Annotated in this window: 14 protein-coding genes; 11 read left to right on the top strand and 3 right to left on the bottom strand. The window is 70.5% G+C overall.

What is annotated here, in order from left to right; all coding sequences use genetic code 11:
* Positions 1–3: 3 nt before the first annotated feature.
* The 11 genes from LIN44_RS25185 to cobA all read left to right on the top strand — a co-directional run bounded on the left by LIN44_RS25185 (position 4) and on the right by cobA (position 9,811).
* A complete protein-coding gene (locus LIN44_RS25185) occupies positions 4–429 on the top strand; it encodes a universal stress protein (protein ID WP_227314974.1) in 426 nt (141 codons plus the stop codon).
* Between the two features lie 220 nt (positions 430–649).
* A complete protein-coding gene (locus LIN44_RS25180; RefSeq protein WP_227314973.1) occupies positions 650–2,335 on the top strand; it encodes a nitrite reductase in 1,686 nt (561 codons plus the stop codon).
* A 74-nt stretch (positions 2,336–2,409) separates the two neighbouring features.
* Positions 2,410–2,730 carry a c-type cytochrome gene (locus tag LIN44_RS25175; protein ID WP_227314972.1) on the top strand — a complete coding sequence of 107 codons (321 nt, stop codon included), beginning with the start codon at positions 2,410–2,412 and terminating at the stop codon, positions 2,728–2,730.
* A complete protein-coding gene (locus tag LIN44_RS25170) occupies positions 2,712–3,086 on the top strand; it encodes a cytochrome c (protein ID WP_227314971.1) in 375 nt (124 codons plus the stop codon). The genes LIN44_RS25175 and LIN44_RS25170 overlap by 19 nt, the downstream gene beginning before the upstream one ends.
* Positions 3,086–4,261 carry a cytochrome D1 domain-containing protein gene (locus tag LIN44_RS25165; RefSeq protein WP_227314970.1) on the top strand — a complete coding sequence of 392 codons (1,176 nt, stop codon included), beginning with the start codon at positions 3,086–3,088 and terminating at the stop codon, positions 4,259–4,261. The genes LIN44_RS25170 and LIN44_RS25165 overlap by 1 nt, the downstream gene beginning before the upstream one ends.
* Positions 4,262–4,269: 8 nt before the next feature.
* Positions 4,270–5,259, top strand: coding sequence for an Lrp/AsnC family transcriptional regulator (locus LIN44_RS25160; protein ID WP_227314969.1), 990 nt, complete (start codon positions 4,270–4,272; stop codon positions 5,257–5,259).
* Positions 5,256–5,765, top strand: a complete 510-nt coding sequence (locus LIN44_RS25155) for an Lrp/AsnC family transcriptional regulator (protein WP_227314968.1) — start codon at positions 5,256–5,258, stop codon at positions 5,763–5,765. The genes LIN44_RS25160 and LIN44_RS25155 overlap by 4 nt, the downstream gene beginning before the upstream one ends.
* On the top strand, positions 5,765–6,298 hold the full coding sequence (locus tag LIN44_RS25150; RefSeq protein WP_227314967.1) for an AsnC family transcriptional regulator: 534 nt from the start codon (positions 5,765–5,767) through the stop codon (positions 6,296–6,298). Before LIN44_RS25155 ends, LIN44_RS25150 begins: the two co-directional genes overlap by 1 nt.
* A gap of 22 nt (positions 6,299–6,320) precedes the next feature.
* The gene (nirJ, locus tag LIN44_RS25145; protein ID WP_227314966.1) at positions 6,321–7,484 is read left to right on the top strand and encodes a heme d1 biosynthesis radical SAM protein NirJ; all 1,164 of its coding nucleotides are present in this window, start codon (positions 6,321–6,323) and stop codon (positions 7,482–7,484) included.
* Entirely contained in the window at positions 7,481–9,007 is a 1,527-nt protein-coding gene (locus LIN44_RS25140; protein WP_227314965.1) for a nitrite reductase, read from the top strand. Before nirJ ends, LIN44_RS25140 begins: the two co-directional genes overlap by 4 nt.
* A 30-nt stretch (positions 9,008–9,037) precedes the next feature.
* Positions 9,038–9,811 carry a uroporphyrinogen-III C-methyltransferase gene (cobA, locus tag LIN44_RS25135; protein ID WP_227314964.1) on the top strand — a complete coding sequence of 258 codons (774 nt, stop codon included), beginning with the start codon at positions 9,038–9,040 and terminating at the stop codon, positions 9,809–9,811.
* Positions 9,812–9,891: 80 nt separating this feature from the next.
* Here the strand turns inward: cobA and pobA are convergent, their stop codons facing one another.
* From pobA to LIN44_RS25120, 3 genes are all read right to left on the bottom strand, one after another.
* On the bottom strand, positions 9,892–11,061 hold the full coding sequence (gene pobA / locus LIN44_RS25130; RefSeq protein WP_227314963.1) for a 4-hydroxybenzoate 3-monooxygenase: 1,170 nt from the start codon (positions 11,059–11,061) through the stop codon (positions 9,892–9,894).
* A 43-nt stretch (positions 11,062–11,104) separates the two neighbouring features.
* Entirely contained in the window at positions 11,105–11,512 is a 408-nt protein-coding gene (gene pcaC / locus LIN44_RS25125; RefSeq protein ID WP_227316421.1) for a 4-carboxymuconolactone decarboxylase, read from the bottom strand.
* Between the two features lie 373 nt (positions 11,513–11,885).
* Entirely contained in the window at positions 11,886–13,265 is a 1,380-nt protein-coding gene (locus LIN44_RS25120; RefSeq protein ID WP_227314962.1) for a 3-carboxy-cis,cis-muconate cycloisomerase, read from the bottom strand.
* Between the last annotated feature and the right edge of the window lie 45 nt (positions 13,266–13,310).

Below are 13,310 nucleotides of genomic sequence, written 5' to 3'. Positions count from 1 at the left end.
GCCATGAACACGATCCTGCTGGCGACCGACGGGTCGTCCTATAGCGACGCGGCCGCGCGTTTCCTGGCGCAAAGCCCGCTGCTGACGCGCGACCTCGTCGTGCATGTGGTGCATTGCGAACCGGATGTGCCCGGCGACATCAAAACCTTCATCGACCGCGGCACGCTCGAGGACTGGCATCGCGAACAGAACGAGAAGGCGATGGGCTCGGTGGCCACCATCCTGGGCGAGGCCGGGATCCCGTTCGAGCGCCACGGCCTCACGGGCTTCGCGCCGGCCCGCATCGTCGAGCATGCGAGCCAGATCGGTGCCAGCCTGATCGTGATGGGCTCGCACGGCCGCGGCGGCTTTCTCGATGCCATCGTCGGGTCGGTGGCCAGACGGGTGCTGGCCCATGCGCACTGCCCTGTGCTGCTGATCAAGCATTAGCAGCGCGTGCTGCCACGCGCTTTTCTCCCCGACCCTCTCCCGCACGCGGGAGAGGGAGCATCCAATCGGCATGTTTGGCTCCACCATCCCGCCCGGTTTGATGCCAGTCAATCCCCTTCTCGCAGTGTGTCCGCATCATCACTGCAAGCGCCAGGTGCCAGTTCGCGCCCCACAAAGCACCGCGACAACAGCTTTCCACAACCCGCTGAACCACGGCACCATGAAAGCAAGACCATGGCTTTACCCCGCATTCGCGGCACTCCCGCTCTCGCTCTGGCTGGGTCTTCCCCAGGCAGCCACCAACATTGCAAAGGCCGCGCCGAAGCCTGAAGCCAAGGCCGAACAAAAGGCGGCCATCCCCACCCTCACCACCGCTGAATTCGACCACGCGCGCCAGATCTACTTCGAGCGCTGCGCCGGCTGCCACGGCGTGCTGCGCAAGGGCGCCACCGGCAAGGCACTGACACCCGACATCACCCGCGCGCGCGGCACCGAGTACCTGAAGACCTTCATCAAGTATGGCAGCCCCGCCGGCATGCCCAACTGGGGCACCTCGGGCGACCTCACCGACAAGGAAGTCGACCTGATGGCGCGCTACATCCAGCTCGACCCGCCGACGCCGCCGGAGTTCTCGCTCGCCGATATCGAGAAGAGCCGCAAGGACATCCTGCCGGTGGCCAGGCGCCCGACGCAGAAGATGAACCAGTACAACCTGGACAACCTGTTCTCGGTCACGCTGCGCGACGCCGGCGAGGTCGCGCTGATCGACGGCGACAGCAAGCAGATCATCAATATCGTCAAGACCGGCTATGCGGTGCATATCTCGCGCATGTCGGCGTCGGGGCGCTACCTGTACGTGATCGGCCGCGACGCGCGGCTGGACCTGATCGACCTGTGGCTGCCCAAGCCCGATATCGTCGCCGAGGTGAAGATCGGCATGGAGGCGCGCTCGGTCGAGACCTCCAAGTACAAGGGCTACGAGGACAAGTACGCGGTGGCCGGCTCCTACTGGCCGCCGCAGTACGTGATCATGGAGGGCGACACGCTCAAGCCGCTGAAGGTGGTGTCCACGCGCGGCATGACCGTCGACAACGAATACCATCCCGAGCCGCGCGTGGCGTCGATCGTGGCCAGCCATTTCCATCCGGAATTCGTCATCAACGCCAAGGAGACCGGCAAGATCCTGATGGTCAACTACTCGGACCTGGCCAACCTGAAGACCACCACCATCGACTCGGCCAAGTTCCTGCATGACGGCGGCTTCGATTCGACCGGGCGCTACTTCCTGGTGGCGGCCAACGCCTCCGACAAGATCGCCGTGGTCGACACCAAGGAAGACAAGCTGGCCGCGCTGATCAACGTCGGCAAGACCCCGCATCCGGGCCGCGGCGCCAACTTCACGCATCCGCAGTTCGGCCCGGTCTGGGCCACCAGCCACCTGGGCGACGAGACCATCAGCCTGATCGGCACCGACCCCGCCGGCCACCCCGCGCAAGCGTGGAAGGTGGTGCAGACGGTCAAGGGCCAGGGCGGCGGCTCGCTCTTTATCAAGACCCATCCCAAGTCGTCCAACCTGTGGGTCGATACGCCGCTGAATCCGGATGCCAAGCTCAACCAGTCGGTGGCGGTGTTCGACACGCGCAACCTCGAGGCCGGCTTCAAGGTGCTGCCGATCGCCGAGTGGGCCGACCTGAAGGGCAGTGGCGCCAAGCGCGTGGTGCAGGCCGAATACAACAAGGCCGGCGACGAGGTCTGGTTCTCGGTGTGGGGCACCAAGGACGGTGAATCGGCGCTGGTGGTGGTCGACGACAAGACCCGCGCGCTCAAGACCGTGATCAAGGACAAGCGCCTGATCACGCCGACTGGCAAGTTCAACGCCTACAACACGCAGCACGACGTCTACTGAGGCCGCGCCCTCGCTGCGCCGTGGCGCAGCGAGGACCGCCAGCGTTCCCCCGCACCTTCCATGGAGAGTTCATCATGCGAACCCAACACGCGCTGACAGCGCTGCTGGCAGCGTTCGGCTGCCTGGCACTCGGCGCCGCCATGCCCGCACACGCCAGCCAGGCGCTGGCATCGAGCAAGGCCTGCCTGGCCTGCCATGCCCTCGACAAGAAAATGGTCGGGCCCGCGTTCCAGGACATCAAGGCCAAATACACCGGCCGCAAGGACGGGCAGGCGCAGATGGTCCAGTCCATCCTGAAAGGCAGCAGCGGCCGCTGGGGCCCGGTGCCGATGCCGGCCAACGCCGTCAGCGAGGCCGACGCCAACACGCTGGCCAAATGGATCCTGTCGCTCTGAACCGCAGCGCGTGGCGCCGCGCCGCGGCTGCCGCGCTGGTCGCCACGGCGGCGGCAAGCGCATTCGCCACGGCCGATCCGCCCGCGCCGGCGCGGCAGGCGCAACTGGCGCACTGGCTGCGCGATGACTGCGGCGCCTGCCACGGCATGACCTTGCGCGGCGGACTGGGCCCGCCGCTGACGCCGGCAAGCCTGGCCGGCAAGCCGCCCGATGGCCTGGTGGCCACCGTGCTGTACGGCCGGCCCGGCACGGCAATGCCGCCCTGGCAACCTTTCATGACGCAGGATGAAGCCCGATGGCTGATCGATCGACTGCAGGCCGGCCAGCCGCCGGCCGTCTCGCCGCAAGGCAACTGATGCGCGGCCTGGCCACGGCGGCGTGCGCGGCACTGGTGGCCGTGCTGGCCGCGGGTTGCGCCGCCACCGTGCGCGGCACCGGCGACCTGGGCGTGGTGGTGGAGCGCGCCGCGGGCCGGCTGCAGATCGTCGAGACCACCGGCATGACACGCCTGGCCACGGTCGAAGGACTGGGCGACCTGTCGCACGCCAGCGTGGTGTTCTCGCGCGATGCGCGCTATGCCTATGTCTTCGGCCGCGATGGCGGCCTGACGCGGGTCGACCTGCTCGGCGCCCGCATCACCCACCGCGTGCTGCAGGCAGGCAACAGCATTGGCGGCGCCATCTCGCAGGACGGCCGCGTGGTGGCGGCACAGAACTACGCGCCGGGGGGGATCCGCCTGTTCGACGCCCGGACGCTGGAAGCGCTGGCGGATCTTCCCGCCATCGGCAGCGACGGGCGCCGCGCCAAGGTGGTCGGACTGGCCGACCTGCCCGGCCGGCGCTTTGCCGCCAGCCTGTTCGAATCCGGCGAAATCTGGATCATCGATGCCGGCGACCCGCGCCACCCGCAGGTGACCCGCCTGCCCGCCGGCCGCGAGCCTTACGACGGGCTGGTCACGCCCGACGGCCGCTGGTACCTGGCCGGCCTGTTCGGCGAAGACGGGCTGGCGCTGGTCGACCTGTGGCAGGCGCCGCCGCAGGTGCGCCGCATCCTGTCCGGCTACGGCCGCGGCAACGCGCCGCTGCCGGTCTACAAGATGCCGCACCTGCGCGGCTGGGCCATGGCGCAGGGCATGGCATGGCTGCCGGCGATCGGGCGCCATCAAGTGCTGGTGGCCGATCCCGCCAACGGCTGGCGCGAGGCGGCGCGCGTGGCGCTGGCGGGCCAGCCGGTATTCGCCATGGCGCGGCCCGACGGGCGCCAGGTCTGGGTCAATTTCGCCTTCCCGCACAACGACACCGTGCAGGTGATCGACACCGCCACGCGCCGGGTGGTGCGCACGCTGCAACCCTGCCGCGGCGTGCTGCACATGGAATTCACGCCCAAGGGCGAGGCGCTGTGGCTGTCCTGCCGCGACGACAACCGCGTCGAGGTCTACGACACCGCCACGCTGGAACGCCTGGCCACGCTCCCTGCGGACAATCCCAGCGGCATCTTCTTTACCGCGCGCGCGCAGCGCTTCGGCATGTAGGGCGCGCCATGTTCAACGAGCACAACCTCTACGACCAGCTGCAGCGCGGCTTCCCGCTGCTGCCGCGGCCCTACCAGGCGCTGGCCGCCAAAGCCGGACTGTGCGAGCACGCGCTGCTGAGTTTGCTGGCGCGCGACCTCGGCACCGGGCGCATCAGCCGCGTCGGCGCCGTGTTCGCGCCGAACGTGATCGGCGTCAGCACGCTGGGCGCGCTGTCGGTGCCGCCGGCGCAGCTGGACCGCGTGGCGGCGCGCGTCAGCGCCTGCGCGGCGGTCAGCCACAACTACGCGCGCAGCGGCCACCGGTACAACCTGTGGTTTGTCGCGGGCGCGCGCGAACGCGGCATGCTCGAGGCCACGCTCGCGTCGATCGGCGAGCTCACCGGCCTGGCGCCGCTGGACCTGCCGATGACGCGCGAATACCACATCGACCTGGGCTTTCCGCTGGCGCGCCAGCGCGGCGCCCAGCCGCGCCGGCCTGCCGCGCTGGCGGCGCCCGCCGCCCCGGTGGCGCTGGACGACGATGACTGGCGCCTGGTCGCGGCACTGGAAGCGGGCCTGCCGCTGACGCCGCGCCCGTTCCATGCGCTGGCGCGGCAGGCGCGCCTGGGGGTGCCGCAGGTGCTCGAGCGGCTGGCGCAATGGTGCGCGCAAGGCGTGATCCGGCGCCTGGGCGTGGTGCTGCGCCACGGGCGCTTCGGCTACCGCCACAACGCCATGTGCGTGTGGGACGTGCCGGACGGCCGCGTCGACGCCATCGGCATGCGGCTGGCGCGGCAGCCGCGCGTAACCCTGTGCTACCGCCGCGAGCGCCGGCTGCCGGACTGGCCCTACAACCTGTTCGCGATGATCCACGCCCGCAGCGCGCAGGACCTGCAGCCCGCGCTGGCCCAGGTCCGCGCCGCCGCCGGACTGGAGCAGGCACCCGGCTCGGTGCTGGTCGGCACGCATTGCTACAAGCAGCGCGGCACGCGCTATGCCATCCAGGTGCCGGCATGAACGGCGCCACCGCGTCGTGCGACGCCATCGATCCAGCCGATCGTCCCGATCCCCTCGACACGCTCGACGCGCTCGACCGCCGCATCATCAACGCCCTGCAGCGCGGCCTGCCGCTGGTGCCGCGCCCGTATGCCGAGGCCGCCGCGGCGCTCGGCATCACCGAGGCCGTGCTGCTGGCGCGGCTGCGCGCGCTGCTGGCAGCGGGCGTGCTGACCCGTTTCGGCCCGCTGTACCAGGTCGAGCGGGCGGGCGGCCGCTTCGTGCTGTGCGCCTGCCATGCGCCGGCGGCGCGGATGGAAGCCGTCATCGCCGCCATCAACGCCCAGCCCGAGGTCGCGCACCACTACGCGCGCACCCACCACCTGAACCTGTGGTTCGTGCTGGCGGTGGCGCGGCCGGAACAGGTTGCGCCGGTGCTCGCGCGCATTGCCGCGGCGGCCGGCGTCGAGGTGTTGCCGTTTCCCAAGGAACGCGAGTTCTTCGTCAATCTCTACCTGCCCGCCTGATGCCCGACGCCGTCGACGCTACTGACCTCACCGACCTGGCGCTGATCCGCGCCACCCAGGCCGGCCTGCCGCTGGTGCCGGCGCCTTACGCCGCGATCGCCGCCGAACTGGGCCTGACCGAGGCGGCAGTGATCGCGCGGCTGGCGGCGATGCAGGCGCGCGGCGTGCTGCGCCGCATCGCCGCCGTGCCCAACCACTACCGGCTCGGCTGGCGCGCCAACGGCATGACGGTGTGGGATGTGGACGACGCCTGCATCGACGCGCTGGGCGCGCGCATCGGCGCCCTGCCCTTCGTCAGCCATTGCTATCGGCGTCCGCGCCGGCTGCCGCACTGGCCCTACAACCTGTTCGCGATGGTCCACGCCCGCTCGCGCGAAGACGCCGCGCCGCAGGTCGCCGCGATCGCGGCACTGCTGGGCGATGCCTGCCGCGCGCACGACGTGCTGTGGTCCACCCGCGTGCTGAAAAAGACCGGGCTGCGGCTGCCGCCAGCCGGTGCCGGCCCCGATCCGGACCCAAGCCCAGACCAATAGCAACCGATAGGAAGCCCCACCCATGTTCCGCCTGTCCCGCTTCATGGAAGCCCTGCGCGATAACGGCCCGGTGCCGCCGCCGCGCCAACCCGCCGGCCCGGTGGTGATCTGGAACCTGATCCGCCGCTGCAACCTGAACTGCCGGCACTGCTACGCCACCTCCGCCAATACCGACTTCAAGGGCGAGCTCGATACCGCCGCAGCGCTGGACGTGCTGGGCCAGCTGCGCGCGGCGCGCGTGCCGGCGCTGATCCTGTCCGGCGGCGAGCCGCTGCTGCGGCCGGACCTGTACCAGATTGCCGGGCACGCGCGCGCGCTCGGCTTCCACCTGTCGCTGTCGTCCAACGGCACGCTGCTCGATGCCGGCCACGCGGCGCGGCTGGCGGCGGCGGGCTTCGACTACGTCGGCGTCAGCCTCGACGGCCTGCCCGCCACGCACGACCGCTTCCGCCGCAGCGACGGCGCCTTCGCGCAGGCGCTGGCCGGCTTGCGCACGGCGCGCGCGGCCGGCCTGCGCGTGGGCGTGCGCATGACGCTGACCGAAGCGAACGCGGCGCAGCTGCCACAGCTGGTGGCGCTGGCCGAGCGCGAAGGCATCGACAAGTTCTACCTGTCGCACTTCAACTATGCCGGGCGCGCGCGCAGCCATCGTGCCGACGACGCACGCCATGCCCGCACCCGCGCCGCGCTGGACTGGCTGTTCGACCATGTCTGGCAACGCGCCCGGCAAGGGCACGCGGGCGATTTCGTCACCGGCAACAACGATGCCGACGGCGTGTACCTGCTGTACTGGATCGCCCGCCGCTTTCCGCACCGCGTCGCCGACATGCGCCAGCGGCTGGAGCGCTGGGGCGGCAATGCCACCGGCGTCGGCGTGGCCAATATCGACAACCTCGGCAACGTCCATCCCGATACGATGTGGTGGCATGTGACGCTGGGCAACGTGCGCCAGCGGCCGTTCGGCGAGATCTGGGCTGACCGCGCCGACCCGCTGATGGCGGGCCTGGCCAGCACGCCGCGTCCGCTGCAGGGGCGCTGCGCGGGCTGCGCGCAGCGCGCCATCTGCAACGGCAATACGCGCGTGCGCGCCTTTGCGCTGACCGGCAACCCATGGGCCGAGGACCCGGGCTGCTACCTGAGCGATGCCGAGATCGCGCACGCGCCGGACGCGGAGGTCGCGGCATGAATGCGCTGACCCGATGGCTGGGCGCACTGGCGCTCGCCTGCCTCGCGCAAGCCGCGACGGCTGCTACGGCTGCTACGGCGGCCGACCCGGCCGCACTCTACGGCCAGCATTGCGCCGCCTGCCATGGCACCGACCGCCTCGGCGCGATGGGCCCGGCGCTGCTGCCGGAAAGCCTGGAGCGCCTGCGCGCCGGCGAACTCGACGCGGTGCTGCGCGACGGCCGCACCGCCACGCAGATGCCCGCCTTCGCCGGCACGCTGGCCGCGGCCGAACTGCAGGCGCTGGCGCGCTGGCTGCGCACCGCCCCGGCCGCCGCACCGCAATGGGACGAGCAGGCCATCCGCGCCAGCCATATCGTGCACCACGCCCCCGGCAGCCTGCCGGCGCGCCCGGTGTTCCACGCCGACCCGCAGAACCTGTTCGTGGTGGTGGAGGCCGGCAGCCACCACATGACCGTGCTCGACGGCGACCGGCTGGAGCCGGTGCATCGCTTTGCCACGCGCTTCGCGCTGCATGGCGGGCCCAAGTTCAGCCGCGACGGCCGCTATGTCTACATGGCCAGCCGCGACGGCTGGGTCAGCAAGTATGACCTGTGGAACCTGGCGTATGTGGCCGAGATCCGGGTCGGCGTGAACACCCGCAACGTGGCCGTCAGCGATGACGGACGCTGGGTGCTGGCCGGCAACACGCTGCCGCGCACGCTGGTGCTGCTCCATGCCGACGACCTGTCGCTGGTGCGCGTGATCGACGTTGCCGGGCGCAACGGCGAGCGCTCGCGCGTCTCCGCGGTCTACGATGCCGCGCCGCGCCACAGTTTTATCGCCGCGCTGAAGGACATCCCCGAGGTCTGGGAGATCCCGTATGCCGACGCCGCGGGCGCGCCGCTGCCGCCTTCGGCGATGTTGAAGCCGCGCGCGATCGAACTGGACGAGGTGCTCGACGATTTCTTCTTCGACCAGCCCTACCGCCATATCCTGGGCGCCGCGCGCCAGGGCGGCGGGCAGGTGATCGACCTGCAGCGCGGGCGCAAGGTGGCGTCGCTGGCGTTGGGCGGCATGCCGCACCTGGGCAGCGGCATCACCTGGCAGCGCGATGGCCGTGAAGTGATGGCCTCGCCGGACCTTGGCCAGGGACGCATCACCGTGATCGACATGCAGGACTGGCACACCGTCGCCACCGTACCGACCAACGGCCCGGGCTTTTTCCTGCGCAGCCATGAGCGCACGCCCTACGCCTGGGCCGACGCCATGATGAGCCCCAGGCGCGACACCCTGCAGGTCATCGACAAGCAAAGCCTGCGCGTGGTCGGCAGCGTCACGCCCAGCCCCGGCCGCACCGCCGCGCACGTCGAATTCACGCGCGACGGGCGCTACGCGCTGGTCAGCCTGATGGAGCGCGACGGCGCCATCGTGGTCTATGACGCCGCCACCTTGCAGGAAGTCAGGCGCCTGCCGATGGACAAGCCCATCGGCAAGTACAACGTCTTCAACAAGACCACGCGCTCGGCCGGCACCAGCCACTGAGCGCGTGGCGAGATCCCATTGGAGTGCAACATGCAAGCACCGCTGAAGCCCGGCAAGGTCTGGCTGGTCGGCGTCGGCCCCGGCAGCCCGGACCTGGTCACGGTGCGCGCCATGCGCGCGCTGGCCGCGGCAGAAGTCTGGCTGGTCGATGACCTGGTGTCGCCGGAGATGGCCGGCTATGCCAGCCCGGGCACCCATGTGGAGTGGGTCGGCAAGCGCGGCGGGCGCTGCTCGGTGAGCCAGCAGCGCATCCAGCAGCTGACGCTGCAGCATGCGCTGGCCGGCCGCGCGGTGGCGCGCGTCAAGGGCGGCGATCCGCTGCTGTTCGGCCGCGGCGGCGAAGAAGCCGCGTTCCTGCGCGGCCATGGGCTGGAGGTCGAGATTGTCAACGGCATCAGCAGCGGCATGGCCGCCGCGCAGGCACTGGGCATTGCGCTGACGCATCGCGCGCACTGCCACGGCGTGACCTTCGTCACCGGCCATACCAGCGCCGACGGCTCGCCCGACTGGCACGCGCTGGCGCGCGGCGGCACCACCCTGGTGATCTACATGGGCATGAGCCGCATCGCCGCGATCCGCGACGGCCTGCTCGCCGCGGGCATGGCGGCCGGCACGCCGGCGGCGGTGGTGATGCACGCCGGCAGCGAGCACGCGCGCAGCTGGACCGGTTCGCTGGGCACGCTGGCCGAAGCGCTCGCGGCCGGGCTGGCAAGCCCGGCGGTGGTGCTGGTGGGCGGGGTGGTCGCGGACGCACTGCCGGCAATGGAGGCGATGGCCGCGGGTGCGGTTACGCTGGCCGCTTAGCGTCGCTCCTCCGGCGCGCGCGTCAGGTCGCGGCGGCCGCCGTCAGCCATCCTGCGTCGGTACTGCCCGCGCTGCCTCGTTCAATAAGGCAAGCCCACATAGTTCTCCGCCAGCATCCGCGACGCCGCCTCCGACCCCACCAGATAGTCGAGTTCGGCGCGCTGCATGCGCAACGAGAACGGATCCGCATCCGGGAAGCGATGCATCAGCGAAGTCAGCCACCACGAAAAACGTTCGGCCTTCCAGATGCGGCGCAGGCAGCGCGCCGAGTAGGCCTCCAGCTCGCGCTGGTCGTCATGCCGGTAGGCGGCGACCAGCCCGTCGGCCAGCGTCAGCACGTCGCTGGCCGCGAGGTTCAGCCCCTTGGCGCCGGTCGGTGGCACGATATGCGCGGCATCGCCCGCCAGGAACAGGTTGCCGAAGCGCATCGGCTCGCACACAAAGCTGCGCAAGGGCGCGATGCTCTTCTCGATGCTCGGACCCGTCATCAGCGACTGCGCCGACTGCGGATCAAGGCGGCGGCGCAGTTCGTCCCAGAAGCGCTCGTCGGGCCAGTCTTCCACGCGCTCGCTGGATGGCACCTGCACGTAGTAGCGGCTGCGCGTGCGAGAGCGCATGCTGCATAGCGCAAAGCCGCGTTCGTGGCGGGCGTAGATCAGTTCGTCGGCCACCGGCGGCGTGTCCGTGAGCATGCCAAGCCAGCCGAACGGATAGACGCGCTCGAACCCTTGCGTGGCGGTATGCGGCACGCTCTGGCGGCTGACGCCATGGAAGCCGTCACAGCCGGCGATGTAGTCGCAGCGGATCTCGTGTGCGACGCCGTCCTTGCGATAACGGACCACCGGATGCGCACCGTCGAAGTCATGCAGGCTGACATCCTGCGCCGCGTAGACGGTCGTGATGCCCGCTTCCTGCCGGGCCGCCATCAGGTCGCGCGTGACCTCGGTCTGGCCGTAGACGGTCACGCTGCGGCCGACCAGCGCGTGCAGGTCGATGCGATGCCGCTGGCCATCGAACGACAGCTCGATGCCGCCGTGCACCAGCCCTTCGTCATGCAGCCGCGCCGCCACGCCCGCGCGCTCCAGCGCCTCGACGGTCACGCTCTCGAGGATGCCGGCGCGGATGCGCCCGAGCACGTATTCCGGATTGCGTTGCTCGACGATGACGTTGTCGATACCCGCCCTGGCGAGCAACTGCCCTAGCAGCAGGCCGGCGGGGCCGGCACCGATGATGGCAACCTGGGTGCGCATGTCTTGTCTCCTTGTGCGTAGCGATCAACCGGAGCTGCCGGGATCAGGCTGGCTGGTCCATCTGATCCGTCTGGTCCATCCCGGCGAAGACTTCCTCGGCCATGTGGAACGCCGAATTCGCCGCCGGCACACCGCAATAGATCGCCGTCTGCAACAGCACTTCCTTGATCTCGTCGCGCGTCACGCCGTTGTTGGCAGCGGCGCGCAGATGCAGCTTCAGTTCTTCCGAACGGTTCAGCGCCACCATCATGGCGATGGTCAGCAGGCTGCGGGTATGGCGCGGCAGGCCCTCGCGCGTCCAGATCTCGCCCCAGGCATAGCGCGTGATCAGGTTCTGGAATTCTTCGTTGAGCGGCGTCAGCCGCGCCAGCGAACGATCGACATGCGCGCTGCCGAGCACCTCGCGCCGCACCGAGAGGCCGGCGTCATAGCGGGCGTGGTCGTCGCTCACCGGCCGGCGGCCGCGCACGAAATCGACCAGCGCGGCAGAGAAGCGGGCGCCGGCGTGTTTTAGGTAAGGCAAGGGCGTCTCCCTGGATGTTGGTTATTGGTGAAATTGGCGCGTGGCGGGCTTGACAGGCGCCGGCCCTCTCCCCCGGCCCCTCTCCCGCGCGCGGGAGAGGGGAGCAAACCGGCCGTTATGCTGAGGCCATCGAGTTGGCTAACACCCTTCGCGAACGCTCCCCTCTCCCGCTTGCGGGAGAGGGGTGGGGGAGAGGGCCGGCGCCACCACGACGTACCGCCCGCCAACAGGCGGCAACCCTGCGATCCCGCAGGCAGCCTCAAGCAAGGCCGACACAGCAGGCAGTCGTGCCGATCGCACATCAATGCCTCGCCACCGCTTCCCGCCACGCTGCCACCGCGGCATCCGCGAACTGCACCGACTGCCCCGCATAGTTGGCCGGATCGGCGAGCCGGTCCAGTGCGGCTGCATCCAGCAGCCCGGCATGCGCAGGATCTTCGTGCAGCATCGCCGCCAACGCATCGCGCAGGCTCGTGCCCTGCTCCACCGCGCGCCGCGAAGCGTTCTCCACCAGCTTGTGTGCCGGCAAGCGGCCGATGCAATCGCCCAGCGCCAGCATCGCGGCCTCGCTTAGGATCAGCCCGCGCGTGAGATCGAGGTTGGCCCGCATGCGTGCCGCATCGACCTGCAGCCCTGCCACCACTTCGCCCATCCGGCACAGCGCGCCCGCGGCCAGCGTGACGATCTGCGGCAGCGTGTCCCATTCCGCCTGCCAGCCGCCCAGCGCGCGCTCGTGCTCCTGCACCATGCCGGAGAGCATGGTGGCCACCAGTGGTGGCACGCGCACCGATGCCGCCAGCACCGCCGCGCAGCCGACCGGATTGCGCTTGTGCGGCATGGTGCTGGAACCGCCGCGCCCGGGTGCGGCGGGCTCGGCCACTTCCGCCACCTCGGTCTGCATCAGCAGCGAGATATCGCGTGCCATCTTGCCTAGCGTGCCGGTGAGCATGCCGAGCGTGGTAGCGACGTCGACCACGCGGTCACGCTGCGCATGCCACGGCAGCACCGGTGCGACGAGGCCCAGCTCGCGCGCCAGTGCGGCAGCCACGGCGGGCGCGGCGTCGCCGAGGCTGGCAAGCGTGCCCGCGGCGCCGCCGAACTGCAGCGCGCGGGCCTGCGCGCGCGCCGCGTCAAGGCGCGTGAGGTCGCGGCGCAGCGCGTCGAGCCAGCCGGCGGCCTTGCAGCCGAAGGTGGTCGGCAGTGCATGCTGCAGCCAGGTGCGCGCCACCATCGGCGTGGCGCGATGCGCGGTGGCCAGCGCGGCACAGGCTTCGCCCAGGCGTACCAGGTCGGCATCGAGCACGCGCAGCGCGTCTGCCAGCTGGAGTACCAGCGCGGTGTCGATGATGTCCTGGCTGGTGGCGCCCCAGTGCACGAAGCGCGCCGCCTCGGCATCGCGCGCAGCCACCGCGGCGGTCAGTTGCCTGACCAAGGGAATGGCGAGATTGCCGGAGTTGACCGCGGCCTGTGCCAGCGCATCGCGGTCGATCGCGCCCACCTCGCGGCAGACTTCGGTGATGGCTGCCGCGGCCGCGGCCGGGATCACGCCGCACTGCGCTTCGGCGCGCGCGAGCGCGGCCTCGACGGCAAGCATGCGTTGCACGGTGCCGGCGTCGGAGAAGATATCCAGCACCGCCGGGCTGCCGGAGATGGGGTCGGTGAGGCGCGTGACGGTTGGCATGGGGGCGATTGATCAGGGTCGTGGTCATGACGACCACCGGTTTAT

The organism is Cupriavidus sp. MP-37 (genome assembly GCF_020618415.1).
Taxonomy (GTDB): domain Bacteria; phylum Pseudomonadota; class Gammaproteobacteria; order Burkholderiales; family Burkholderiaceae; genus Cupriavidus.
The sequence above is the reverse complement of the archived record's forward strand: the minus strand, read 5'-3'. Positions and strand labels throughout refer to the sequence as shown.